At 61.6% G+C, this 24,912-nt stretch carries 26 protein-coding genes and 4 pseudogenes; 14 read left to right on the top strand and 16 right to left on the bottom strand.

Features of this window, described 5'->3' with window-relative positions; all coding sequences use genetic code 11:
- From Y708_RS28625 to rbsD, 4 genes and pseudogenes are all read left to right on the top strand, one after another.
- Positions 1–248: pseudogene (locus tag Y708_RS28625) on the top strand (ABC transporter permease); the annotation flags it as partial.
- 41 nt (positions 249–289) lie between these two features.
- Positions 290–1,234 (top strand): substrate-binding domain-containing protein, encoded by a 945-nt coding sequence (locus Y708_RS0116925; RefSeq protein WP_028280843.1) that lies wholly within the window; start codon positions 290–292, stop codon positions 1,232–1,234.
- Complete coding sequence (locus Y708_RS0116920; protein ID WP_028280842.1) at positions 1,231–2,187, top strand: ribokinase; 957 nt, start codon at positions 1,231–1,233, stop codon at positions 2,185–2,187. Before Y708_RS0116925 ends, Y708_RS0116920 begins: the two co-directional genes overlap by 4 nt.
- Positions 2,184–2,567, top strand: coding sequence for a D-ribose pyranase (rbsD, locus tag Y708_RS0116915; protein ID WP_028280841.1), 384 nt, complete (start codon positions 2,184–2,186; stop codon positions 2,565–2,567). The genes Y708_RS0116920 and rbsD overlap by 4 nt, the downstream gene beginning before the upstream one ends.
- Positions 2,568–2,607: 40 nt before the next feature.
- On the opposite strand, the gene Y708_RS0116910 is transcribed toward rbsD, so the two are convergent.
- Genes Y708_RS0116910 through Y708_RS31565 form a run of 3 tightly spaced genes read right to left on the bottom strand, consistent with a single transcriptional unit; the run spans position 2,608 to position 6,761 of the window.
- Positions 2,608–3,525, bottom strand: a complete 918-nt coding sequence (locus Y708_RS0116910) for a nitrilase-related carbon-nitrogen hydrolase (protein ID WP_028280840.1) — start codon at positions 3,523–3,525, stop codon at positions 2,608–2,610.
- A 7-nt stretch (positions 3,526–3,532) separates the two neighbouring features.
- A complete protein-coding gene (locus Y708_RS0116905; RefSeq protein ID WP_028280839.1) occupies positions 3,533–4,150 on the bottom strand; it encodes a bifunctional 4-hydroxy-2-oxoglutarate aldolase/2-dehydro-3-deoxy-phosphogluconate aldolase in 618 nt (205 codons plus the stop codon).
- Positions 4,140–6,761: a PfkB family carbohydrate kinase gene (locus Y708_RS31565; RefSeq protein ID WP_081746921.1), complete on the bottom strand. Its 2,622-nt coding sequence runs from the start codon at positions 6,759–6,761 to the stop codon at positions 4,140–4,142. Before Y708_RS31565 ends, Y708_RS0116905 begins: the two co-directional genes overlap by 11 nt.
- A gap of 91 nt (positions 6,762–6,852) precedes the next feature.
- Here Y708_RS31565 and Y708_RS0116895 point away from each other — a divergent pair, with 91 nt between their 5' ends.
- Genes Y708_RS0116895 through Y708_RS0116880 form a run of 4 tightly spaced genes read left to right on the top strand, consistent with a single transcriptional unit; the run spans position 6,853 to position 10,283 of the window.
- Complete coding sequence (locus tag Y708_RS0116895; protein ID WP_028280838.1) at positions 6,853–7,587, top strand: IclR family transcriptional regulator; 735 nt, start codon at positions 6,853–6,855, stop codon at positions 7,585–7,587.
- Between the two features lie 19 nt (positions 7,588–7,606).
- Positions 7,607–8,734 carry an aminotransferase class V-fold PLP-dependent enzyme gene (locus Y708_RS25885; RefSeq protein ID WP_051479101.1) on the top strand — a complete coding sequence of 376 codons (1,128 nt, stop codon included), beginning with the start codon at positions 7,607–7,609 and terminating at the stop codon, positions 8,732–8,734.
- A 57-nt stretch (positions 8,735–8,791) separates the two neighbouring features.
- Positions 8,792–9,172, top strand: a complete 381-nt coding sequence (locus Y708_RS0116885; RefSeq protein WP_028280837.1) for a RidA family protein — start codon at positions 8,792–8,794, stop codon at positions 9,170–9,172.
- A gap of 22 nt (positions 9,173–9,194) precedes the next feature.
- Positions 9,195–10,283, top strand: coding sequence for a Gfo/Idh/MocA family protein (locus tag Y708_RS0116880; protein WP_028280836.1), 1,089 nt, complete (start codon positions 9,195–9,197; stop codon positions 10,281–10,283).
- A gap of 131 nt (positions 10,284–10,414) precedes the next feature.
- Here the strand turns inward: Y708_RS0116880 and Y708_RS0116875 are convergent, their stop codons facing one another.
- Entirely contained in the window at positions 10,415–11,023 is a 609-nt protein-coding gene (locus Y708_RS0116875) for a hypothetical protein (RefSeq protein ID WP_028280835.1), read from the bottom strand.
- A 45-nt stretch (positions 11,024–11,068) separates the two neighbouring features.
- The gene (locus tag Y708_RS0116870; RefSeq protein WP_035776704.1) at positions 11,069–11,677 is read right to left on the bottom strand and encodes a TetR/AcrR family transcriptional regulator; all 609 of its coding nucleotides are present in this window, start codon (positions 11,675–11,677) and stop codon (positions 11,069–11,071) included.
- A 110-nt stretch (positions 11,678–11,787) separates the two neighbouring features.
- Between Y708_RS0116870 and Y708_RS0116865 the strand changes: the two genes are divergently transcribed.
- Positions 11,788–12,441 (top strand): hypothetical protein, encoded by a 654-nt coding sequence (locus Y708_RS0116865; RefSeq protein WP_028280833.1) that lies wholly within the window; start codon positions 11,788–11,790, stop codon positions 12,439–12,441.
- 50 nt (positions 12,442–12,491) lie between these two features.
- On the opposite strand, the gene Y708_RS0116860 is transcribed toward Y708_RS0116865, so the two are convergent.
- The 6 genes and pseudogenes from Y708_RS0116860 to vapB all read right to left on the bottom strand — a co-directional run bounded on the left by Y708_RS0116860 (position 12,492) and on the right by vapB (position 16,248).
- Positions 12,492–12,674, bottom strand: a complete 183-nt coding sequence (locus tag Y708_RS0116860) for a PspC domain-containing protein (RefSeq protein ID WP_028280832.1) — start codon at positions 12,672–12,674, stop codon at positions 12,492–12,494.
- Between the two features lie 61 nt (positions 12,675–12,735).
- Entirely contained in the window at positions 12,736–13,491 is a 756-nt protein-coding gene (locus tag Y708_RS0116855) for an SDR family NAD(P)-dependent oxidoreductase (protein ID WP_028280831.1), read from the bottom strand.
- A gap of 19 nt (positions 13,492–13,510) precedes the next feature.
- Positions 13,511–14,509, bottom strand: a complete 999-nt coding sequence (locus Y708_RS0116850; protein ID WP_028280830.1) for an acetamidase/formamidase family protein — start codon at positions 14,507–14,509, stop codon at positions 13,511–13,513.
- An 81-nt stretch (positions 14,510–14,590) separates the two neighbouring features.
- Positions 14,591–15,577: pseudogene (locus Y708_RS25880) on the bottom strand (aldo/keto reductase).
- A gap of 42 nt (positions 15,578–15,619) precedes the next feature.
- Positions 15,620–16,024, bottom strand: a complete 405-nt coding sequence (gene vapC / locus Y708_RS0116840; protein WP_028280829.1) for a tRNA(fMet)-specific endonuclease VapC — start codon at positions 16,022–16,024, stop codon at positions 15,620–15,622.
- Positions 16,021–16,248, bottom strand: coding sequence for a type II toxin-antitoxin system VapB family antitoxin (gene vapB, locus Y708_RS0116835; protein ID WP_028280828.1), 228 nt, complete (start codon positions 16,246–16,248; stop codon positions 16,021–16,023). Before vapB ends, vapC begins: the two co-directional genes overlap by 4 nt.
- Before the next feature lie 191 nt (positions 16,249–16,439).
- On the opposite strand from vapB, the gene Y708_RS0116830 reads away from it, so the two are divergent.
- Positions 16,440–17,324, top strand: a complete 885-nt coding sequence (locus Y708_RS0116830; protein WP_253905856.1) for an EamA family transporter — start codon at positions 16,440–16,442, stop codon at positions 17,322–17,324.
- A 172-nt stretch (positions 17,325–17,496) separates the two neighbouring features.
- On the opposite strand, the pseudogene map reads toward Y708_RS0116830, so the two are convergent.
- Positions 17,497–18,275 (bottom strand): annotated as a pseudogene (map, locus tag Y708_RS25875) (type I methionyl aminopeptidase).
- A 66-nt stretch (positions 18,276–18,341) separates the two neighbouring features.
- Here map and Y708_RS0116820 point away from each other — a divergent pair.
- Positions 18,342–18,644 carry a helix-turn-helix transcriptional regulator gene (locus Y708_RS0116820; RefSeq protein ID WP_028280826.1) on the top strand — a complete coding sequence of 101 codons (303 nt, stop codon included), beginning with the start codon at positions 18,342–18,344 and terminating at the stop codon, positions 18,642–18,644.
- A 22-nt stretch (positions 18,645–18,666) separates the two neighbouring features.
- Positions 18,667–19,092, top strand: a complete 426-nt coding sequence (locus Y708_RS0116815; RefSeq protein ID WP_028280825.1) for a VOC family protein — start codon at positions 18,667–18,669, stop codon at positions 19,090–19,092.
- Positions 19,093–19,113: 21 nt separating this feature from the next.
- Here the strand turns inward: Y708_RS0116815 and Y708_RS0116810 are convergent, their stop codons facing one another.
- From Y708_RS0116810 to Y708_RS0116800, 3 genes are read right to left on the bottom strand one after another with little or no spacing between them, the layout of a single operon-like run.
- Complete coding sequence (locus Y708_RS0116810) at positions 19,114–20,484, bottom strand: ABC transporter substrate-binding protein (protein ID WP_028280824.1); 1,371 nt, start codon at positions 20,482–20,484, stop codon at positions 19,114–19,116.
- Between the two features lie 20 nt (positions 20,485–20,504).
- Positions 20,505–21,473 (bottom strand): carbohydrate ABC transporter permease, encoded by a 969-nt coding sequence (locus tag Y708_RS0116805; protein ID WP_028280823.1) that lies wholly within the window; start codon positions 21,471–21,473, stop codon positions 20,505–20,507.
- Positions 21,474–21,482: 9 nt separating this feature from the next.
- Positions 21,483–22,403, bottom strand: a complete 921-nt coding sequence (locus tag Y708_RS0116800; RefSeq protein WP_028280822.1) for a carbohydrate ABC transporter permease — start codon at positions 22,401–22,403, stop codon at positions 21,483–21,485.
- 424 nt (positions 22,404–22,827) lie between these two features.
- On the opposite strand from Y708_RS0116800, the gene Y708_RS31185 reads away from it, so the two are divergent.
- Positions 22,828–23,958 carry an alpha/beta hydrolase domain-containing protein gene (locus tag Y708_RS31185; protein WP_028280821.1) on the top strand — a complete coding sequence of 377 codons (1,131 nt, stop codon included), beginning with the start codon at positions 22,828–22,830 and terminating at the stop codon, positions 23,956–23,958.
- Positions 23,885–24,397 (top strand): alpha/beta hydrolase domain-containing protein, encoded by a 513-nt coding sequence (locus Y708_RS31560; RefSeq protein ID WP_028280820.1) that lies wholly within the window; start codon positions 23,885–23,887, stop codon positions 24,395–24,397. Before Y708_RS31185 ends, Y708_RS31560 begins: the two co-directional genes overlap by 74 nt.
- 176 nt (positions 24,398–24,573) lie before the next feature.
- On the opposite strand, the pseudogene Y708_RS29980 reads toward Y708_RS31560, so the two are convergent.
- Positions 24,574–24,912 (bottom strand): annotated as a pseudogene (locus tag Y708_RS29980) (hypothetical protein); the annotation flags it as partial.

The following is a 24,912-nucleotide window of genomic DNA, read 5'->3' as shown; positions in this document are numbered from 1 at the left end:
CCCAGCCACAGGCCGCGGCGGGCTACGAGCTGGACGCGATTGCCGCCGTCGTTATCGGTGGTGCATCACTGGCCGGCGGAGTGGGCCGCATCAGCGGCACGCTGGTCGGCGCGCTGGTGCTGGTGGTCATCCGCAACGGGCTGAACCTCCTGAATGTCTCCTCGTTCTGGCAGCAGGTGGTGATTGGCGTGGTGATCGCCGTCGCCGTCGGAATCGACTCCCTGCGCCGCAAGAACGCGCCGCACTAACTTTTCCCCGTCCCAACAACCAACCGAGTAAGGAAACAACAATGAAGTTCACTTCTCCCCGCACAGCAGCTGTGCTGACCATGACCGTGGCGCTGGCCCTGACCGCGACCGCCTGTAACCGTGGCGGCGACGAATCAGCCGAGGGCTCAGCTTCGGCCACCCTGGCTCTATCCACCTTGAACAACCCGTTTTTCGTAGAACTGCGCGACGGCGCCGAGGAAGCCGCTGAGGCCGCTGGCATTGAGCTGGAGGTTGTCGACGCACAAAACGACTCCGCCACCCAGACCAACCAACTGGCCACGGCTGCCACCAGCGGCACGGACGCCGTGCTGATCAACCCGGTCGATTCCGACGCCGCAGCCGCCTCGGTTGCTCCACTGATCGAAGCGGACATTCCGGTTGTCGCCGTCGACCGCGCCGTGAACGGTGCCGAAGTGCAGTCGCTCGTCTCCAGCGACAACGTGGCCGGCGGCAAGCAGGCGGCGGACGAACTGGCCGCCGCCATGGGCGAGGAAGGCCAGGTCATCGTGCTGCAGGGCGTTGCCGGAACCTCCGCCAGCCGCGACCGCGGCGCCGGTTTCGAGGAAGGCATGGCGGCGTATCCGGACATTGAGGTTGTGGCCATGCAGACCGCCAACTTTGACCGCGCCGAAGCCCTCAACGTTGCCACCAACCTCCTCCAGGCCAACCCCGACGTCACCGGCATTTTCGCCGAGAATGACGAAATGGCACTCGGCGCTATCCAGGCCCTCGGCGACAGCGCGGGTACCGAGGTCAGCGTGGTGGGCTTCGACGGCACCGAAGACGGCCTCGCCGCCATCGAGGCGGGCACCATGACCGCCACCATCGCGCAGCAGCCTGCCGAACTGGGCAAGCAGGCTGTCGAAGTGCTGGAGCAGCTTCTCGCCGGCGAAACAGTCGAAGAGACCATCCCTGTTCCCGTCACCACCGTGAACGCCGACAACGTCGGAGAATTCACCGAATGAGTGCAAAGCCGCCGGGCGTCGTCGTCGTAGGGTCTATCAACGCCGACCTCGTAGTAACACTGGAACGCCACCCACAGCCGGGGGAAACCCTGCTGGGCCGGACCATGACGGTGATGCCCGGCGGCAAGGGCGCCAACCAGGCCGTGGCCGCGGCGAAGCTCGGTGCCCCGACCACCATGATCGGCGCGGTGGGGCAGGACGCCTACACCGACGTCGCGCTCTCCGGCCTTCGCGCGGCGGGTGTTGATACTTCTTCTGTGCAGCGCGCGGAGGTCTCCACCGGCGTCGCCATTGTGGAGGTCGACGACGACGGCGAGAACACTATCGTCGTCATTCCCGGCGCGAACGCCGCAGTGACGCCTGCGCTGGTTTCCGCGGCCGCGGAGCTGATTGCCGACGCCGGTGTGCTGGTGCTGCAGGGTGAGATCCCTGCCGCTTCGGTTGCCGCTGCGGTTTCAGCGACGCCTTTTGGTGAGCGTACGCGGGTGCTGATTAACCTGGCGCCCGTGATCGAACTGGACCGTGCCACGCTGCTGCGTGCGGACCCGCTGGTGGTCAACGAACACGAGGGCGCGCTGGTGCTCGCGCAACTGACCGGTGCTGCGGCTCCTTCCGATCACTCGGAGACTGCTTCTGCGTTGTTCTCCTGCGGATTCGGGTCGGTGGTGATGACTCTGGGCGGGTCCGGGGCGCTGCTGGCTACCGCATCCGGTGTGCTGTCGGTGTCCGCGCCGTCGGTTCCGGTGGTCGACACCACCGGGGCCGGGGACGCGTTTGTGGGCGCGTTGGCTGCCCGGCTGGTCGCTGGGGATTCACTGCCCGACGCCGTCCGCGTCGCTGTGCGGGTGGGCGCGTTCGCCGTCGGGGCCGAGGGCGCGCAGCCGTCCTATCCGTCGCTGGACGATTCGCTTCCTTCAATTCCGGCCGCATCTCCGCAGGGAGTCGACGCATGAAGAAGAACGGTCTACTGAACGGTCCTCTGAATGCCGCGCTCGGTGGCCTAGGGCATGGGCACCTGGTGGTGATTGCGGACTGTGGGCTGCCGCTGCCTGACTCGGCCGCCGTCGTCGACCTCGCGCTGGTGAAGGGGATCCCGCGCTTTGCCGACGTGCTGCGGGCGGTGCTTGCCGACGTCGATATTGAAGCGTCCATGATCGCCTCCGAAGCGTCCGGAAGCGTCGTCGAAGCGACTGTCCGTGCAGAGGGGCTTTCGCCGTCGTACGTGACACACGAGGAGCTGAAAGCGCTCCTGCCGTCCGCGCGGTTGATCATCCGGACCGGCGAGGCCACGGCATATGCGAACGTGGTGTTGCGCTGCGGTGTGACGTTCTGAAACAGCTGTGGCAGCGTAGCGCGAGGATCTCCAGAGAAAATTATCGGGCGACGGGCTCTGTGATACTCCGGTAGTGTTCGGGCCGTCGATGCTGGGAAAAGCTGAAAACATCACGTCGGTACCGGGTGACCATGTCCAGATCGATGTCTGTTGTCACCAGTTCATCACCGAGTGTCCTAGCCACGGCAACAATTTCGCCGGAAGGGGCATTGATGGCGCTGCCGCCTATCTGGCTTACCCCTTCTTCAGTACCTGCCTTGGCCACTCCGATAACCCACATCGAGTTCTGGTAGGCACCGGCCTGCATCGACAAATGGTTCTGGAAATCAACAAGTCTGTCGCTTTCAGGCAGATGCGGCGTGGACGCTGGCGTGTTGTATCCCAGGCAGACTAGTTCGGCACCTCCAAGAGCCAACACCCGATAAGTTTCAGCCCACCGTCGATCATTACAGATGGCCAGTCCAATCTTTGTCTTGCGCCAGGACTGCACGCCGAAACCAAGATTTCCTACCTCGAAGTACCGCTTTTCCAGGTTTTGAAACGGTGCGTCCTTTTGAACGGCATCGAATCCGGGAAGGTGGATCTTTCGATAGCGGTGAATGATGTTGGCGTTCTCATCGACCAACACCGCGGTATTGAACAGGCGATTGTCCTCGGCCCGTTCCGCATAGCCCAGGACAAAAGCCATTTGCAGTTCACGGGCTGCGTCAAAAAGCGCTTGGGTATCCGTCCCCGGCAGGTTCTTGTCGTAATAGCTGTGGAGTTCATCATGATCGCGCACAAGCCAATGAGGGAAAAAGGGAGTCAACGCGGCTTCCGGGAAGACCACCAACTGCGTTCCTTCCAGCGCGGCTTCCTCGAGCAGTTTGATCAGGCGTGCCAGAGTTTCGGCGCGAGTTGCGGACAGAGGAATCGGTCCAAGTTGGGCGGCCGAAACCGTAAGAGTTCGGCTTCTCACGTCAACTTCAGTTTCCGGTTGTCAGTCTGCCGGCGATGATTTCGGCAATAAGGTCCAGTTGACGTTCATCTGCGAGGGCGGAGCCGACGGCCACGGTGCGCGCCCCTGCCTGCAGAAAGGCTGCGGCATTCGATGCATCGATGCCGCCGGTGGCAACGAAAGTCACTGCCGGGAATGGCCCCTGCATCGCCTTGAACCATTCGGTACCCAGAACGGACGCCGGAAAGGCCTTGACCACGTGGCAACCTAGACGGACCGCCGCCTGAATCTCGCTGGGAGTTGATACTCCAGGCAGATGGGGCATCCCGTCCTCCCTGCACAACCTAACTACTTCTTCATCCAATCCTGGTGCCACGGTGAAGGCGGCTCCCGCGTCGCGGCTGACCCGGACCTGCTCCGCCGTGACGATGGTTCCGGAGCCAACGGCTTTGCCGCGTTCTGCGCCTGCTCTGACGACTGCTTCCAGGGAAGGAATCGCGTCAGGAGACTGGATCGGCACTTCAACCAAATCGATGCCGAGATCCCATGCTCTGGACGCCAACTCAACCGCCCGTTTGGCATCCATGTTCCGGAGAATCGCCATGACCGGTTGTCCTTGGATAAGTACGTCGATGTCAGCCGACATGTGCAGGTCCTTTCGGTAAGAGAGTTTGTAGATCATCTAAATGATGGCTGCTCAGCGAAATGTTGGCCCAGTCCTCGGCGCTGACGTCGCTGATGGACAATATTGACTCGGCGGACGGCAACGCAGGCAGGTCGCTGACATGCTGCAACGTCAGGCCTGCCATAAGGTGCCCCAACCGCAGCGCCCGCGGCACTCCAAGCTGACGCACCATCCCGGAAAGAAATCCAGCGGCGAAGGCGTCCCCCGCACCCACTGGATCCACCACTTCCGCCTTGAGCGCGGGCTGGAATGTCTCCGTGTCCCCCGTGAAGTGCGTTGCCCCTACCGCGGCGTCTTTGACCACCAGCTGAGGTGTATCGGGGAGAATCTCCCGTATGTCCTCGGGCCGCTCGGTTCCCCACAGCACCTCTGCCTCGTCACGGCCGACTACTACGATGTCCGCGCCGCGTGCCAGCTCAAGCAGGCGAGGTGCGGCCTCGGACCGGGGCCAGAGAGCAGGCCGGTAGTTGACGTCGAAACTCACCAGAAGTTGGGGAACTGTCCGGTCTATAACAAGCTGCTGCATCAGATCATTGGCTGTCGCCGATAGCGCAGGCGTAATGCCCGATACGTGGCACAGGGACCGTTTGTGCAGGAACAGGGAGGGCAAGTCAGTGGGGCCCATGGCCGACGCGGCAGATCCGGATCGATAGTAGAAGACCCGACTGGCGTTGGCTTCCCTGTTCTTCAAATAGATGCCGGTAGACCGAGCGTCATCCACCTCGACGGTATCCAGCCGCACTCCGCGGGCACGAAGAAAATCGAGGATAATCCGTCCGAAGGGATCGTCGCCAACCCTGCTGAACCATTCCACCTCATGACCGAGATGGGCAAGACCGCTTGCCACGTTGCTCTCGGCACCGCCCACGTGGATGCCCACGTGGCTGTTTTCCTCCAGCGGTCCGTCATCGGCCGTCAGAAGCACCATGGTCTCGCCGAGACAAAGCAACGGCGGAGGTTTGCCCTCCAGACTGCTCGATTTCTTCATGACCGTTCGCCGGACTGCCCTGCCGGGTACGGCGGCGGTCCGCACGCCCTGGTTGATCGTGGCCTCGCCATTGACGAAGACATAGTGGATACCATCCGGAGAGAGCTTCGGATGGTCATAGGTGGCTCGCGACGCTATCCGGTCTGGATCAAAAATCACGAGATCCGCCCAGTTGCCTTCCGACACGACACCACGGTCAGTCAGCCCCAGGCGGCGCGCGGGGCGGGATGTCGCGTGAAGCACGGCTTCCTCCAGGCTGAGGACGCCGAGCTCGCGGACGTAGTGCCCGAGGAACCGTGGAAAGGTGCCCCAACCCCTGGGGTGCGGCTTTTCGCCCACAAGAATTCCATCACTGCCCACGGTGTGGGCCCCATGACGCATGACCGCCTGAACATTTTCCTCATTGCCGACCTGAACCAGGCAGCCGGCGCCGAAATCATCCGCAAGCAGCAGGTCCAGGAACGCCTCTCCTGCCGGTAGGCCCCGCGCGGCAGCAAGTTCCGTCACCGTCATTCCGACTGCATCTGCATTGCGCGGATCCTGAGTGGAAGCGATGACGATGGTTTGCCAATCCATGGGGACGCCGTGATGTCCGTCAGACCCGTGAACTTCAATCTCGTGCAGGATCCGGGCCCGCGACTGTGCATCGCTCAACAGCGCAGTCACCTCGGCCCTGCCACCTTCATGCGCCCAGCTTGGCAATAGCGCGGCGAGATAGGTTGCACCAGCCAGATACGGGTACGCGTCCAAAGTGATATCGATACCGTCTGCGATGGCCTGGTCGAATGCCCCCAACACCTCGGCAGCGCGGCCCTTGTTCTGCGGAAAGTTCACGTGGCAATGGGCCAGGTGAAGTGGCACTTGGGACTCCCGGGCAATATCGATGCAGGCCCGATACCCTTCGACCACCTCTGCCCCGTAATTGCGATGATGCGGGCAGTAGTAGCCGCCGATCTGCCGGACGGCGACCAGTGCGTGGACCAATTCCTCGTCCGAGGCATACATGCCAGGCGTATAGGTCAGACCAGTGGACATACCCATTGCCCCCTCCATCAGCCCCTGCGCCACTATGTCCCGAATTTGCTCGAGCTCGGCGTGCGTGGCTGCGCGCGACTGCGTGCCCATGACATTCATCCTTGCGGTGCCGTGCGGCACCAGGACAGCGACGTTGACAGCACAACCCTTGTCAACCTCATCGAGGTACTGCGCGATACTGCGCCAGGAGTAATCCAGTTCCGGCGTTCCGTTCCAGCCGGCTATCTGCTGCCGTGTAGCCGCCATCACCTCGTCGGTCACCGGGGCGTAGCCCAAACCGTCCTGTCCGACGACCTCCAGAGTGATGCCCTGCGCAGCCTTGGAGACATGATTTCGATCAGCGAGCACCGCCAGGTCCGAGTGTGCATGCATATCGATAAATCCCGGCGCCACAACCAGCCCGGACACATCTATGTCACTGCCCTCGGCGGCGCCGCCAGGAGATACTATTCCCGCAATGCGCCCGTCACTGATCCAGACGTCGGCTGAATAACGCGGACCGCCAAGACCGTCGACCACCGAGCCGCCCCGTAAAACTAAACTGACCATGCTGTTTCACTTCGCATTCTCGCTTATGTTGCATATGCTGCACATACGTGTGCAAAATTATCAGTGCGGAATCAGTATATAAGGGGTTTACATGTCTCAAGCAGTGCAGCGGGCCATCGAGATCTTGGATTTCCTCGCCGAGGGGCCAAAAAGTCTGAGTGACACGGCCAGGCGTTTCGACGTCCATCGCTCCACAGTTCTGCGCCAACTGCAGACGTTTGAAGACGCTGGTTTTGTACTACGTCGGGCAAACGGCCATTACAGCATTGGCCCGAAGGTAATCTCCATCGCCCAGCAAGCCCTCGATGGGCTGGATCTGCCGGCGGTGGCCCATGACGAAATCCGCAAACTGCAGGCGAAAACCGGAAACACCATTCATCTTGCCCAACTGGTGGAATCAACGGTCATGTACGTCGACAAGGTCGAAGGACGAGACAGCGTGAGAATGTATTCGCGCATTGGCAAGACTGTGCTGCCGCACTGCACCGGCGTGGGGAAGGCCATTTTGAGCCAACTTTCCGCTGCACGTCGGGACGTGGTTCTTGCAAATGCCGAATGGACAGCTTTCACACCCCAAACCATCACGTCCCGCGCAGCGCTCGACGAACAACTGGATTTGATTCAGTCCCAAGGCTGGGGGGTTGACGACGGGGAGTTCGAGGACTTCGTGAACTGCATCGCGGTGCCTGTGACCAACTCAAGCCGCAGTATCGTGGGCGCACTGTCGCTCACCTCGATCAAGGTTGTCGCCACGCTGGATGACCTAGCGGCACACCTCGATGACATCCGGACCACCGCCGATAACATTTCCCGCCAACTCGGCTAATTTTCTTTCGAAAGGCATCATGAGCTTTTACTCAGACCTCGGAGTAAGCCCGGTCATCAACGCCGCGACGACGTTCACCGCTTTGGGAGGTTCACTGATGCCGGAGGAGGTGTTGGAGGCCATGCGGGATGCCGCCGGATCTTTCGTCGACATGCATCAACTTCATATCGCTGCCGGCAAGAGGCTCGCCGAGCTGACCAACAACGAGGCTGCCTATGCGACATCGGGCTGCGCCGCGGCCCTGATACTCGCCCTGCTTGGCATCCGCACCAAGGGGGACCCCCGTGTCCTGCGTGAATTTCCCGGCAGGGAACATGCGCCAAGCGAGGTGATCATGCACGCCGCACACCGCATTCCCTACGACGCAGCCATAGCCCTGTCGGGCGTTACCATCCGCCAAATTGGAAATATTCAGCAGACCTTTGACTGGGAGCTGGAAGCTGCCATCTCGGAGGAAACGGCCGCCATTCTGTATGTGGCTGGCTCCCACCTACCGCAGGTGGCACTGCCACTGCCCGAGGTGGTTCGCATCGCCAAGCTGCGGGGGGTTCCCGTCATTGTCGACGCCGCGGCACAACTACCCCCGGTAGAAAACCTCTGGCACTTCACCCGCGATATGGGCGCGGACATCGCCGTTTTCTCAGGAGGCAAAGCCCTGCGCGGCCCCCAGGCCAGCGGCCTGATGGTCGGCAACCCAGAAATCATCGAAGCCGCCCGCCAGAATGGCGCCCCGTTCCAACGCTGGGCCCGCGCAATGAAAGCGGGCAAGGAGGAGATAGCAGGGTTGGTCGCCGCCGTCGAGCGTTTTGTCAACCTTGATCATGCCGCCTTGCACCGGGAATGGCTGACCACAGTCAACTCTTGGGAGAAGGGGCTCACGGACCTCGATAGCATCGTCCTCAAAACGGAGTTGCTCAACGAAGCGGGACAGCCGGTCCCCCGACTCTATGTCGGAGTACCCGATTGCTCCCACGCGGCGCGGACACTTGCCGCCCTCGATGAAGCATCGCCTCGTGTGGCGGTACATCCAGACCTGCGCAATGGGTCCGCCCACGGCTTTTGGATTGGCCCGGATCTTCTCCGGGACGGTGAAGCCGGCATCGTAGAAGAAACGGTTCGGGCGGCCGTCCTTGACAGCAGTCACTAGTACCTGAGTCCTCCAAACGCTTATCCCCACCAATCAAACTGAAACAGGAGAGTCATCGTGTCCAAGAAAGCAATCGTCATTCCCAACGCGCCGGCACCGGCAGGACCCTACAACCAGGGCATCATCGCCAACGGTTTCCTGTATACGGCGGGTTTTGGACCGCAGGATCCTGCCACCGGCAAGGTTCCTGAAGGGGTTGCCGCGCAGACCCGCCAAGTTCTGAGCAATATCGAAGCGGTCCTCACCGAAGCCGGAGCTACCTTTGCCGACGTCGTTAAGGTCACCACGCACCTTCAGCACCTCAAACGAGACTTTGCCGAATACAACGAGGCCTACATAGAGTTCTTCCCCACCCCGTACCCCGTCCGCACAACCGTCGGATCGGATCTCTACGACATCCTGGTGGAAATCGATGTCGTCGCCGCAATACCATCCTGACCGGGCAGCACCAGCAAGCACTGTGCCTGCAGAATCCGGGGTGGGCGACGCTCCCCTCAGGATCGGAATCATCGGCGCAGGCGCCATGGGTCGCAAACACGCCGACATTATCGGTCGAAATGGGTTGACAAAGCTTGTCGCTGTCGCCGACCCGGCGACTACCGCTTTGGCAGAACAGTACGGTGTTCCCCATTTCAAGGACTATAGGACGCTGCTCGATGCGGGCGGGGTAGATGCGTTAATTATCGCCAATCCCAACGGATCTCACGTTCCCACTGCACTGGATTGCTTGAGCGCCGGACTACCTGCACTGCTTGAGAAACCAATCGCCACCTCCTACTCGGAAGCCGCCAACCTTGTCCGGGCCGTCGGGGCCGGCGAGACGCCAATCCTTATGGGCCATCACCGGCGGCATCACCCGGCGGTCAAGGCCACAAAAGACACAATTTCCCGAGGAGATCTGGGCAGGCTGGTGGCGATCAGCGGCACTTGGCTCACCAAAAAGCCGGATACCTATTTCGATCAAACGTGGCGGACCGTGCCCGGTGCCGGCGTGATGTTGATTAACTTGGTCCACGATCTGGACCTATTCCGTCATTTGTGCGGGGAAATCGTTTCGGTTCAGGCGAAGAGCAGTAACGCCATCCGCAAGTTCGCCGTCGAAGATACCGCCAGCGTCATCGTCGAATTCGAAAACGGTGCGCTGGGCTCCTTCATCATTTCCGATGCGGTAGTTGCTCCGTGGGGTTGGGACCAGGTGACCGAGGACGACCCGGCATTTCCGTTCAACCCCTCTCTCTCCTGTTATCGGATTGCCGGCACTCGTGGAGCACTCGACTTCCCCCAAATGGCAAAGTTTCACCATGAGGGCCCGTCGAACTGGCACCACCCGTTGAGTATGAGCTTTGAGCCTAAGGGCCTGGGAGATTCATATACGCGCCAACTGAGCCATTTCATTGACGTCGTGCGGGGGGACGCCATCCCCGAAGTCAGCGTGGTCGACGGTGCACGTTCATTGGCCGTCATTGAAGCAGCCCAGAAAGCGGCAAGAACCGGCCGCACTGTTCAGATTTCAGAGATAATCGGTCACGATGCCGCAAGCGTCTCCTGACGGAGAAGTGCCGCAGGTTTAATCATCTTTCACGTACCCACCGGCCACGGGCTTCACATTCCTCAATGCGGCGGGTGCAACCGGAGCCTAACGCCTGTGCTGGAGTTTCCGACTGATTCTTCGCGGACCCCTTAAAGGACAGATCTCAGGAGCGACTGAACTTCAGCATCCAAGCCCTGTAGAACAAGCCCGACATCTCCGGTGGCGTAGGACGTTGCCCCTTGCCAATCAGACTTCACTACCGATCCATCAACACACCAAAAGGTGTTCCCCTCGCGGCCATCGACCTCTAAAACTACTTTCGAAGCCACAGGCGATCCCCACGGAGTCTCAACTCTCTCTGCCCCATGACGAACAACGGCGGCAGGGGCTGGCGCCAGCGGGACACCTTCGCTGAATTGACTGAATTCCCGTCGAGATTCGGAGGTGACGAGAAAGTCCTTCAGCACCAGATGGGCGGCGTAGCTCGGTATTGGCTTCACCGGTCGACTTCGCAGCAAGGGCTCCTCAGCGGCTCGTACTATAGCGCTGGTGCCTTCCATATGGTCGACATACTTATATTCGGCCCAATCCAACACGTCGGTTGAAAAATGAGTCTCCTGGAACAGCTGAACGATGGCGCCGCCTTCACTCTTGAAGACAAGGGTTGTCTGGATGAGGCCCTCCGAAAGCCGGCGAATCAGCGCTCCGGCCTTCTCACTGTTGACGTAGAAAGACTCGATTTCCGTAGTAGTCACCATGACGAGAATCTAGCAGCATGGGTCTCACGCCCGTCCGCCGGGTCGTCAGGTTCGGGAATTCAGAACGCAGCTGACAGCTGTGTGTAAGGTTTCGGTTTCGGACTGCAGGATCGAGTCTTCGGCCGGCAATGCCCGCTCGATCGAGAGCCCGTTGAGAACGGTGAGCAGGAAGCTCGCACGTTGTGAGTTGTCGCCGACGGCCAGTGCACCTTCGTCCGTGAGGACCGTCAGCCAGTACTCGACACGGCGCCGCCCTTCCCCCTCGATGGCAAGATACGCCGCGCGTAAATCGGCGGTCGGCTCCGGGGCGATGAACATCTGGAAGACCTTGCCCCAGCCCTCCCGTGCCTGCTCCCCCACGCCGGCGGGCGCGAGTACTTGCCGGAGACAGTCAACCAGTCGATCCCGGGCTGGAGCCGATTGGTCGTGAATTCTGTCGTCGGACATCACTACGCCATAGATGCCCGCGAGTGCCGTGTCCAGCAGTGCGCGCTGTGTCGGGAAGTGATATCTCAGCGACCCCGTACTCACCCCGGCCCGAGCCGCGACCGCCCGCACACTGAGCTTCGCACCCGCATTCTCCCCGACCATCGCCATGGCCGCCGCGATGATCTTGTCGCGGCTGCTCATGCGCCGCTCGTCCTGTTCAGCCATCTCAACCTCCTATCACACTGTACTAGTACACCGTGATACTCTTTCACCGAACGCAGTAACACAGTGTGTTAGAACGGGACTCGGCCGAGAGCTGGAGAGGAGAACGAAACGTGTTTCAGGAGTGGCAGCGCAGCAGGGCGGCGAAACGGGTGAAGCCCGGGGATGGACGGGTGCTGAAACGCTTCCGCTGGTGGCAACTGCTTGGGCGCGCCTTGTTCTATCTTCGGCTGTCCCACGATGATGGTCACCGCACGGTGTACGCCGTCGACCTTCGGCACTGGGGAAACCAAAGTGGCGGCGAGGTCAAGGCTCATCTGTACCTCGATGACAGGCATCACGCCGAGTCCAAGATCCCCGCCGCTTTCCCCGTCCAGGGCGGCACCGTCGAGGTGGCGATGAGCGCCGTCGGAGTCAAGCGCTGCCATTACGTCACCGCCGGTGGTGCGGAGCATCAGCTCTCCCCGGACCCGAAATCCGCCGAGGGGCGCCGCGCCCGCCTTGACAGCGAGCATCCGGCGCTGAGCCGCTCGATCGGCTCGTTCTCGGTGATCCTGCTGATCATCGGCGTGGTTCTTCTCCTCCTGCAGATCGCCGGACCGATCTCTCAGATACCTCCCATAGCGGAGCGCATCGGGACTTTCGAGTCACCCCTTCACCTACCCTTATGGCTCAACATCGCGCTCGGGGCCGGGACCGCGGTTGCCAGCATGGAGCGGGCACTTCGGCTGCGCTACAGCTGGCTGCTCGACGGCGTGGGGAACTGACGGGGCTGGATTCGCCACAGGGGTCCTGAAACTGACGGTGGTGGCCTAAATCAGCGGTCTTTGGGAAGCACGATCCACAGAATGATGTAGACCAGTTCCCCAATGCCCACTAAGCCGAAAATGACGAAACCGAGCCGGACGAGCCACTTGGGCAAGCCGAAGCCAGAGGCGATCGCTGCGCAGACTCCAGCGATTACTTTGCCGTTACGGGAACGTGTCAGTGTGCCAGCCATGCGGCGACTCTACGCCGCTACTGGAGCTAAGGAAATCCCAGGGCGATCGGTGAGGCCGTGATCAGAATTGGATTCCGCGGCTCAGGCCGCCATCCACCAGAATATTGGCCCCCGTCGTCCGGCTTGACCGGGGACTGGCAACGAAGACAACCGTGTCGGCGATCTCCTGCGGCGTGCCCATACGATGCGTCGGGTTGAGGCCCATCGCCATGGTGAACAAATCCGGATTCTCCCGCTCGATCAGCTCCCACACACCGCCGCTGTGGTAGGTATTGCCGGGAGAAACGGTGTTGGCACGGATTCCCTGTTCAGCCAGCTGAAAAGCCAGACCAGCAATGTAGGCGATGATCGCTGATTTCGCCGTTCCATATGGTCCGGAGGCGAAGTCCACCTCCCGCCCGGAGACGCTCGAGATTGCAGTGATCGAGGGAACGTTGCTGCGCTCGAGGTGTGGCATTGCAGCCTTAACCAACCGCACCGTTCCCATGAGGTCCACATTCAGGGATGCTTCCCAGTTCTCCTCGGTATCGGGGATGGCCAGCGCACTGACATTGCTGACCACCATGTCGATGCCGCCCAACGTCGTCGCACTGTCACTCACCCAACGGGCCACAGCGCCACCATCGCCGACGTCGACGCGTGTGCCGACCACATTGTCGCGGCCAACAGCTTCCTGGGTGGCTGCGACGTCGTCGGCGTTCCTCGCGCAGAAAGCGACGTTTGCGCCCTCGGCCGCGAACGTCTCAACGATCGCGCGGCCTATGCCTTTGGTGCCTCCGGTGACCAGAGCGGTCAACCCGCTAACCTGCAGATCCATGAAATTCCTTCCTTCTTGCTTAGATTCCGGCGCTGCGATCTCGCAATTCGGCATGGACGCCGTCATAAGCGCTGGCTTGGGGAAACAATGATTTGGCCGCCTTCACCACCACGCTGTAGTTGGCATCGACCGCGTTGGCTATGGGAGCCTGAGCCGTCTGGGTGAGCAGTTGGTAAGCATCCATGGCGTGCAGGCCGAAGAGTTCACCGAACCAGCGGATCATCTCCATCTGGCCGATCCGCCACGAGTCTTCCATGGGACGAGAGGAACCGATTGCCATCCAGTGAGTGTCCGTCTCAACTCGTGGCCAGGCTGGGGCTCCTCCCTTGATCAGTTCCACAATCAGCGTGGAATTCATCGCACCCTCCACTGCGGTGCCGCAGGCTTCACCCTCCCCTTGCCGGTAGTGTCCGTCACCGATGGAGAAGAGGGCACCTTCAACGTTGACGCCCAGGTAGATGGTTGCTCCTGCTCTGACCTCCGGGGAATCCATGTTGCCCCCGAAACGCTCGGGGACCAGTGAGGAACGCACTTCTCCGCCGGGCGGGGCAACACCTACCGTGCCAAGCATCGGCTCAACCGGCAGCTCAATGCGAAATTCGCCGAAGCGAGCTTCGAACCCCACGGTGTTGCGCTCCGTGTCGAGATGGTAGATCCAGGTGGTGTCGGGCAGCGGTTCCTGCAGCAGAGCGGTTCGGTCTGTGCTGGTTAGGCCTCCGAAGAACGGGATGGTGGCAGAAGCACCCCAGGATCGGGCTGGCGTCAGGTCGACAATATGGAGGACGAGGGTGTCGCCGGGTTCGGCGCCCGCAACATAGAAGGGCCCGGTCTGGGGATTGACGAAGCGCAGGTCCACCTTCTCGCTTGAGAGGTCTTCGACGGAAGTGAGCGCGTGATTGAAGGCGTCCTCAGACCAGAGCTTGAGTACCGTTCCCGGCTGGACTGTCAGCGCCGGTTTCGCTCCACCGAAGGTGTACACGAGTTGATCCCGCGATGGTCTGTACTCAACGATCTCCATTACTGGATGCTATGTCGGGGCCCTCGGCAGAACAAGGGTTCCAGCGTCGGCATGTTCCCTTAGTTCAGACTGCGACCGCGATCAGAGGCCAACCATTTTCATGCCGGATTCGTCGTAGCGGTCCCCCGCAACTCCCAGCTGCTCAACGATGCCGTTCAGGTCCGCGACATCGTCCGTTGAAAGCGCGACGGCGGTCGCGGCCGCGTTCTCATCGATGCGCTCACGACGCCGGGTGCCCGGAATGGGGACGATGAACGGATTCTGTGTCAACAGCCAGGCAAGTGCCACCTGGCCCGGAGTTGCGTCCCGCTTCTTTGCGAGGGTGCGCACATGGTCGACCAGCGACTGGTTGGCGGCCAGGTTGTCGGCTTCGAAACGCGGCACCCGGCCGCGGATTTCGTCGGCTCCGAATGTTGTGTTGGCCTTGACTGTGCCCGTGAGGAAACCTTTGCCCAGCGGGCTGAACGGCACAAAGCCGATGCCAAGTTCCGCGCAGGTTGGCAGCACTTCGGGTTCCGGGTCGCGGGTCCACAGCGAGTACTCGCTCTGCACCGCCGTCACGGGGAACACGGCGTGTGCCCGCCGTATTGTGCTGGCCCCCGCCTCTGAAAGCCCAAAGTGCTTGACCTTGCCTTCCGCGACCAGCTCGCCGACTGCGCCGGCAACCTCCTCAATGGGAACGGCAGGGTCAACACGGTGTTGATAAAACAGGTCGATCGCTTCGCCACCCAACCGCTTGAGGGAGCCCTCCGCGACCCGGCGGATCTGCTCCGGCCGCGAATCGGTGCCCTGCATCTTGCCGTCCACAATGTTCTATCCAAACTTCGTAGCGACCACCGCCTGATCGCGCATCGGCGCTATCGCCTCGCCCACCAATTCCTCGTTTGCATAAGGCCCGTAAACCTCAGCGGTGTCGATGAAGGTCACGCCGTGCTCCACTGCGTATCGCAGCACGCCGATCATTTCCTGCCGGTCTCCAGGATTAGGGCCATAGCTCATCGACATGCCCATGGCTCCCAGGCCGACGGCGGAAACCTCCAGCCCCCGCCCTAATGTCCGCTTGTGCATTTCGGTTCCCCTTCTTCGACGTGCAGTCCGTTATCAGAAGGTCTACGTGAGCCAATTCTCGGTTTGAAGACCGGGCACCCGATCGAAATCCCGAAGGTTGTCGGTCACCACCACCAGCCCGCGGGACCGTGCGTTGCCCGCGATCATGGAATCATACGGCCCAATCGGCGTACCGGCACGCTTGAGATCCGCCCGGATCTGCGCAGTATGATGCGCGGCCGCCGCATCGAAATCCAGCGCTATCAGGCGCGCGGCCAGTCCCTCGACCACGCGGAGATTTGCCTCCACCCTGGAAGAGGTCTCCGCACCGAACACGAGCTCAGACAGCACAACCGTGGACATTCCCATTCGACCCGAGTGCTCGTTAAATGCAATCCGGAGGTTATCGGGCTTGTATCGAATTGCGTGTATGAGCGTATTGGAGTCGAGCAGGTATCTCAGCGTCACAGGTTTGGCCGCGACTCGTCATCAGGCTGCTCCCGCGCGGGGAAGGATTCATCCACCGGATCCGCGGCGAACCAAGAGTCCCAAACCATATCCACTGGGGAGATAATCCTTGATGATCCATCGGTGATTACCTCTACCTCGCTGACGCTCTCCGGCCATTCCAAAGCCTTGGGTATCCGCACGGCCTGCGACTGGTTATTCCTGAACACTTTTGTGATGACCACAACTCCTCCTTTGTCTATACATTGAGTATATACATGCCCGCGGTGAAGTAGTCATAGCGCGTATCCTTCGCGTTGGTGAGGATCTCTCGCAGCGGTAGAGTGGCTGGGGCTTGCCATCGGAGAGGTCAATTCCCAGCTCGGCTGGTCCAACGCGCTTCATCGTCAACACCACCCGTTAGAGAATGTTCAGCATGCGCACTTCCCACATCCCGGCACCCGTGCTGATGCTCGCGGCTGTTCTGTCCGTCCAGTTCGGCGCCGCGCTGGCCCGGACACAGTTCGACGCGGTAGGGCCAACTGGCGCAGTACTCCTGCGGCTGCTGTTCGGCGCACTCATACTGCTTGTGGTGGTGCGGCCAAAAGTACGCAACTGGACGCGCGGACAGTGGGCGGCAGCAGCGGTGCTGGGGGTTGCCCTGGCCGGGATGAACAGTCTGATCTACCTGGCCATCGGAATCATCCCGATCGGCGTCGCCGTGACGCTGGAGTTCACCGGCCCTCTCCTGCTAGCTCTCGTACAAACCCGCCGCCTCTCCCACGCTGTCTGGGCGCTACTCGCCTTTGCCGGCGTCGTGCTCTTGGGTTTCGACGGCGGCAGCGGTCTGCCCCTCGCGGGCATCCTGTTCGCGCTGGGCGCCGGCGCGTTCTGGGCTGTGTACATCCTCGCGAGCGCCCGGGTGGGCAAGCTTGTGCCCGGCGTCGACGGGCTGGCTGTGTCCATGGCCATCGGCGCCGCCATCGTGCTGCCGTTCGGTGCGCCGGCGGCGATCACCGGCGCCCTCGCGACGCCCGTGGTGATCCCGGTGTTCCTCGGAGTGGCGCTTCTTTCGAGCGCGCTCCCCTACGCACTGGAAATGCTCGCTCTGCGGCGACTCTCCACCCGCGTCTTCGGGGTGCTCTCCGCCCTTGGCCCGGCCATGGCCGCGCTCGCGGGGCTCCTCGTGCTCGCCCAGGCGCTGGGTCTGCGAGAGATCATTGCGCTCGCGCTCGTGACAGCGGCGTCTATCGGCGTTACGTTCGGAGGACGACGACGGCGCCAACCAGACCCCGGGAATCCACCACCAACATCGGCGTGAGCCATGCAGCGTTCCAGGCACCCAGCAGGGTTTCCTATGAAAACGAGCCGAACTTATGGGTAGACGGCCTGTTTTCCTATAAGTTCCGGGGGAATCTAAAAGGTTCCTGCCATATGCCGCACTATTCACCGGAGCTGCGCAATGAGACACTAAGACATCCGCGGCTCCGACCTCACGAATGCGCCTGCTTCGGCAAGGTGAGAATCTCGGCTCCGTCGCTGGTGATAGCGATCGTGTGCTCGCTATGTGCTGTCCGACAGCCTGTCGCGCTTCGGAGCGTCCACCCGTCGGCATCAGTGCGAAGTTCGGCGGTATCCGCCATGACCCACGGTTCCAGCGCGAGCAGCAGCCCGGGGCGCAGTTTGTACCCACGGCCGGGCCGTCCGGTGTTTGCGATGTGCGGGTCCTGATGCATCGTTGATCCGATGCCGTGACCTCCGAACTCAGTGTTGATCGGATACCCCGCCTCGGAGAGGACTAAACCGATGGCATGTGAGATGTCGCCCATGCGGGCTCCGGGTCCGGCAGCGGCAATGCCTGCACTCAATGCGCGTTCGGTTGCGCTGATCATCGCGACGCTCTCCGCGGGCTTTGCGTCGCCCACAATGAAGCTGATGGCGGAGTCCGCAGCGACTCCGCGTTTGGAGACGGCGAGGTCGAGTGTCAGCAGGTCGCCGTCGGCAAGCGTGTAGTCGTGTGGCCGCCCGTGCAATACGGCGTCGTTGACGGCCGTGCAGATGTAGTGGCCAAACGGCCCGCGTCCAACGGCGCGTAGTCGACGTAGCAGGACTGCGCTCCGGCCTCGGCGATCATGGCCTTGGTCCACCGGTCAATGTCCAGGAGGTTGGTGCCTACCGTGCTTCGGCTCTTCACTGTCTGCAAGATGTCAGCGACCAAGGCGCCGGTTCCTTTTGCTCGGGTCAATTCGGCGGGGCTCAAAATTTCGATCATGTGGCGCCCTTCTTATGCAACCAATAACTATCCCGGTAATAGTATCCCGGTACTATAATCGGTGTCATGGTCAGATTGCCGCTTACACCCGCAGACCTCGAGCGCGGACAGCGCCTCGGTGCCCTATTGCGTAGCGCCAGGGGAGACCGTTCAATGCTTGAGACCGCGCTCGATGCACGTGTCTCACGGGAGACCCTGCGGAAAATCGAGACGGGCCGCGTAGCAACCCCTGCCTTCCCCACCATCGCGGCGATCGCCGACGTCCTCGGCCTCTCCCTCGATGCGGTGTGGGCCGAGATCAACCCACCCGAACGTGTCCGTGAACCGACCAGCTCTGGCCACACCGCCCGTGAGCGTTTGGCCTCGTAAGGTCAAGACGCCGAGGAACCGCATGGACCAGCAACTGCATTTCATTACGCTCGCCACACCTGATCTTGAGACGGCGCGCCGCTTCTACCGCGACGGTCTCGGCTGGGACGCAACTCTTGAAGTTGACGGTGAGATCATCTTCTACCAGGTGGCACCTGGTCTGCTTCTTGGCTTGTTTGACGCGGACAAGTTCGCCGAGGACCTCGGAGGAGGCGCTGCGCCAGGTATCTCTGGCATCACGCTCTCGCACAATGTCGGAAGCCCGGAGGAGGTCCACCGCACTACTAACGCGATGGCCTCCGCCGGAGCCAACGTGCTGAAGCCGCAGCAGGGACTGTTCGGCGGCATCTTCCACGCACATGTAAGAGACCCAAATGGTGTCGTCTGGGAAATCGCGCACAACCCGGGCTGGCGGATCACCGACGCCGGCGAAGTCGTTCTCGGCTAGGGTGCGCAAAGGCCAGCAGCATCACTCGAACAGCGCGTTGACCTTGCTGTTGATCTCGTCGAGCACTGAGACATCCTCGGTTCCGATATAGAGCTCATCCATGACCGGTTGCATGATCGAGGTGATGGTTGCCCCGTGGTCGGTCACCGGGAACAGCAGTGTGTTGTCGTTTTCAACCAGGTCTGTGAAGGCTGTCGGATCAATGCCTTGGGCTTCGAAGGTTTCCATGGCGGCTTCGGTTCCCGCTGGCCGCGCAGGGAACACGGTCCCCTCCTTGCCGATGATCACCTGGCATTTGTCCGAGCCGAGGAAGTGCACCCACCGCGCCGCATCCTCCGGGTTTTCAGACTGGGCACTGATCGAGTCACCCAGCCCGTTGTACATGGAGGACGGCTTGCCGCTGGGTCCGGCCGGCACCTTTGTAATCCCCATGTCCACGCCCTCCAGCCCGTTGTAGACGCGGATCATCCACGACCCGTCGGCCGCAAGCGCGGCAGTTCCCGCACCTACCTGCTGGGAAGCATTGGGGTTGGCGCCCACAATTCCGAAGGGCGGCAGGAAACCCTTGTCAACAAGCCCGAAGTACCACTCCATGGTGTCTTTGAACCGCGGATCGTCAAAGTTGTACTCATTGCCCCAGGTGTCCTGGTTGTTGAAGGTCCAGCCTGTGGATCCCACCAGCCAGGACCACTGCGTTTGACCGTTGTACCCGCCGGAACCACCGGAGGCCAACCCGTAGACCTCGACGTTGTCCGGATCAAAGCCCGGTTCATCGCCGCGGATGCCGTTGGCATCCACGGTCAACCGCGCGAGCAGCTCCTCGAAGGTGCCGCCGTCATCGGGGTTCCAGGTCAGGTCCTGAAGGTCGGCCTGCGCGAGGCCGGCCTCGTCGAGGGTGGCTTGGTCATAGAACAGGCCCACGGTGTCGAAGTCTTTCGGCATGCCGTACTGCGAACCATCGGGACCCTGCCAGATTTCAGCGAGCCCGGGCTGGAACTCGGCCGGGTCAACGCTTGCGGTGGCCTCCAGCGACTCCAGCGGGAGCAGCACTCCGCGCTGCACAAATTCGGGATACTTGCTCACATGATTGGTGAAGACATCCGGCCCCGATTCCGCCACGAAACTGGCGGTGAGCTTGGACCAGTAATCGTCCCAGCCGTACTGGGTGATTCTGACGTCGATGTCCGGGTTCTCGGCTTCGAAAGCGTTTGCGCACTTGGTGTACCCGGGCAGCTGGACCGAGTCCCACAGCCAGTAATCAATAGCGGTGGAGCCCGGGGTGGACGCCGGCCCTCCCCCACAGCCGGCCAGACCTGCCGCAGCGGCAGTTGCCAGAGCGACGCCGGCGAGCCCCCGGCGTCGTCGTCCTGCGGAACGTGATGGTCCTGTCATGTGTTTCATTTCCTCTTCCCTCACTTGATTCCGCTGAAGCCGATGGAATTGACAATCCGCTTGGCAAAGCAGGCGAACAACACGATCATGGGCAGCGCAGCCACCAGCGTTGCTGCCATCAGTCCGGCCCAGTCCGGGCCGGTCTGCGGAGTCTGCGCGGCGAATGAGCCCAGGGCTACCGTGAGCACGCGCGAGCTGTCCGAGTAGGAGACCATGAGCGGCCAGAAGTAGTCATTCCACGCCGTGATGTAGGTCAGGATCGCTATGGTGGCGATCGGTGCCGCGGACATCGGGGTGATGAGCGTGAAGAACACCCTGATCTTGCCCGCTCCGTCGATCAGCGCTGCTTCCTCCACCTCCTTGGGCACGTTCATGAAGAACTGCCGCAGAAAGAAGATCGCAAAGGGCGCCATGAACAGATTGGGCAGCATGATCCCCAGCAGCGTGTCCACCAGGCCGAGTTCCTTCACCAGCAGGAAGTTTGGCAGCAGCGTGAAGATCAGCGGCACCATGAGCGAGAGCAGGAACAAGCTGAACACCAGCTCCCGTCCTCGCCACTGCAGCCGGGAGAATGCGTACGCTGCCAGAGCGGAGAAGAAGACCTGGGACACCGTGACCACTGTCGCCACCACAACTGAGTTGCCCAGATAGCGCCAGAAGTCGATGTCAGCCCCGGAGCCTCCCGCAGCGATTGCCTCCTCCGCGGACTGCAGCCCAAAGACCCGCTCGAAGCCGCCGAGGCTGAAGTCAACGGGGAGCAGCGAGGTCGCATTCGCATACAGGGCGGCGTTACTGGACAGCGCGGTGCGGAGCATCCAGTAGAAGGGGAAGATTGTGATGACAAGGACGACGGCGACCACCACCCAGCCCAGAACCTTCCGCGGGGTGATCTTTCGCCGGTTCCGTGGCGGCGGATCGCGGCGCGGTTCGGGATTTTCAGAGGCGACGACGACGGCGCCAAGCTGTGCTTCTGCGGTTGGTTGCGACATGGCGCTCTCCTAGTTCAGGTCCGTTTGGCCGGCACGCGTGATCCGGTACTGGAAGAAGGTGACAATCATGAGAATGATGAGCAGGGCCACGCTAAGTGCCGCGGCATACCCGAAGTCGAACTGGGCAAACGCATTCTGGTAGATGTAGACCTGCAGCACGCGGCTGGCATTGACCGGCCCTCCGTCCGTGGTGACGGACACCGTGTCAAACACCTGGAATGAGCCGATCACGCTGATGATGAGCACCAACCCAAGGATGGGGCGCAATAACGGAAGCGTGATCCCGAAGAACGTCCTGGTTTCGGAGGCGCCGTCCACCTTCGCGGCCTCGTAGAGATTGCCGGGGATGGCCTGCAGCCCGGCGAAGATGAGCAGCGCCGTGTAGCCCATATGGCGCCATACATTGATCAGGGCAATGGTGGGTATGGCCCACTCTTCAGTGGTGAAGAATCCCACCCGCCCCAGGCCAAGCCATTCCAGGACCTGGTTGCCGATCCCGAGTTGGAAATCGAGGATCCAGAGGAACACGAGCGCGGCAACGACGTTCGAGACCAGATAGGGCGCCAGGATCAGCGACCGGACCATCGTCGATTGGGCGAGCCGCTGCATGAGCAGTGCAATCAGCAGGGCGGCGGCCGTCTGGACACTGATGTTGACCACAACGTAGTACAGCGTGACCTGCACGGCATTCCAGAAGATCGGGTCCACGAGCATGCGCTCATAGTTCTGCAGGCCCACGAACTCGGCTGCTGACAATAGGTCCCATGACGTGAAGCTGAGCCAGATTCCGCGAACAAGCGGCCAGAAATAGAAGGCGACCAGCCCGATGGTTGCCGGGAAAATGAACAGCAATGCCAGCCGCGTGTCGTCGCGGCGTTTTCGTGGGACCCCTGATCTCCGGGTTGTCCGCTCTGCGGTGGGTGCGGTCATGATCAAATGCCCTTCCGATCTGGTTCGGGGCCTTCGTTGGCCCCTAAAACGCGAAACAGTGTGACACGCATTACGTTTCCCGCTAATCTACACGTGTCACTTCAAGTAGGCAAACCCTTCGAACGAAGATTTTTTAGTGACCACCGAAACCTTGCGCATCCTTGGGTGACACGAGTAGATTATTCGGACCGGATTGCCTGTCACATCAGGGGTGGTGGGCTCAGGAAAAGGGTTGCTCAGGAGAACTACTTGCACGTTGTTGCACTTTTGCGCGCCACCCTTGACCCTGCCGGACAGCAACACTTACTGTCGAAATGCTTCGCTGCCTGACGATCAACAGGCCGCGGCACGGGCGCACGGCACCGAAGCTGGTGTGCCGCGGAGCATGCCGGGCAGCGCAGCCCGGTCCCGAGAAGGAGCACCAATGAGAACACGTTCCCGAACATCCATCCTGCTGATACTCTCCCTGGCCCTCACCGGGCTCAGCGCATCAGCCGTCCCAGCCACAGCTGTGGGCCCACCGCCGCAACCTCGGACCGCGTCACTCAACGGGGCAACGCCGATTCCCGCCGTAGAAGGACCGCTCGCCTCAAGCGCTGAGTCCTACCCGTTCGGCGCAGCAGACCATCAGGAGGTCCCGCAGGACCTCGCAAAACTCGGCTATGTGGAAGAGGAGTACCTGGTCAGCGGAACCTCCAACGTCTACACATGGCCCACCGCGGGCCCGGCCCAGATCCGCACCGCCGATGCCCCCTACACCACCCGCGTACTGGTCCGGAAGCCGGCCAAGGGCCAAAAGTTCAGCGGCAATGTAGTGGTCGAGATGCTCAATCCGAGCAACCTGTTCGATCTCAACATCGGTTGGGCCATGGCGCAGGAGCAGATTGTTGCGAGCGGCGACGCCTGGGTAGGGATCACGGCCAAACCGATCGCCGTCGAGGCGCTGAAGAACTTCGATCCCGAGCGGTACGCATCGCTGTCCTTCGCGAACCCGCTCGCGCTGGATGATCCGGACAACTGCGCCACGGTGGCATCCGATTCCTCAAGGACTACCGAGAACGGCCTCATCTGGGATATTTACTCCCAGGTCGGGGCGTGGCTCAAAAGCGGCAACGCCAGCAACCCGCTGCGCTACGGGTCTGAGACCACCCGCGTCGAGCACGCATACGGTTTTGGCTACTCCCAGACGGGCGGCTACCTGGTCAACTACATCAACGGAGTACACCCCCTGGTTGTCGAGTCCGATGGAGAGCCGATCTACGACGCGTATATTGTCGCTGTCGCCGGAGGTGCCTTCGCCGGCGCCTACCCTATGAACCAATGCGAGCAGGCCCCGCCAGCCGACGACCCGCGCCGCCAGTTTGAGGACGTTGGCGTACCGATCATGCGGATGATGTCGCAGTCCGACTACCTCCTCGGCATCGGCTCCCNCCCGCCGTGCCGACAGCGACGAACCAGACGATCAGTACCGCCACTACGAGATGGCAGGCGCAGGCCACGCAACACCGGACGAACTGACCTTCTCGGCGTCATCCGAGGACATCATTGCCGCTGACCGGGCCGTTCCACCGGCGTCGTGCAACGAGGGGCCGAGGAGCCGCTTCCCCAGCTCCATCTTCTTCAATGCAGCGCTGAGGAACCTCGATCTCTGGGTGCGCGAGGGTGTTGCCCCACCTCGCGCTGACCCCATTGTGGTGCGCGATGGTGCTCCGGTGCTGGATGAGTTCGGAAATGTGCAGGGCGGCCTCCGCTCGCCCTTCCTCGATGCGCCGACCAGCACCTGGTACGGCACTGCCACCGGAGCGTCGTTCTGCTTCATCGCGGGATACGAGCGGCCACTGTCCCAGGACGTGATCGACAGCCTTTACCGGAACCACGGCGCCTATGTGAAGGCAGTCAAGGAGAGTGTGCGGACGCTTGAGCGCCAGGCTTTCCTGACGGGATATGACACCCGCAACCTGCTGAAGGACGCGGCGCAGAGCGACGTTCCCTGATGGCGGTGCTGTCATCGGGGAATGCCCTGCCCTCGGTTGCAGTGAACAACTCGGCATAAACGGGACTTGCCTGAACCGAGCCCCTGTCGCGGGATATAGGCAGACATCCATGCTTTGACACAAGTGTGGCACCCACCCTGTGGGGTAGGTGCCACACCTTTGGGGAGAGGGTGTTGCTAGAGCAGTCCGCCCAGCAGGCCCTCGTTGTCCTGACCTCCGTCAGTGGTGCTGTCGGTCGAGGTATCAGCGTCAACATTGCTGTCCACGTCAGGATCGACGTCAACATCAGTGTCATTGCCGCTGAGAATGCCGTTCAGGTTATCCGACACATCAAGATCGATGCCGTTGAGCACGTTGTTACCGTTCGCAACGTCATCGATATCGAGAAGACCATCGTTGAGGATGTTATCCAGCGACAGGTTGCCGCTATCGGTGATGTTGTTGTCGGTCACCTGGGCGACCTCGTCCACACGCGTTTCCGTGTTGTCCCCGCTGTCAGCGCTGGCCATACCGGC

The sequence above is a fragment of the Arthrobacter sp. H5 genome (genome assembly GCF_000520595.1).
Classification (GTDB): Bacteria; Actinomycetota; Actinomycetes; order Actinomycetales; family Micrococcaceae; genus Arthrobacter_D.
This window is presented reverse-complemented; position numbering and strand designations above follow the sequence as displayed.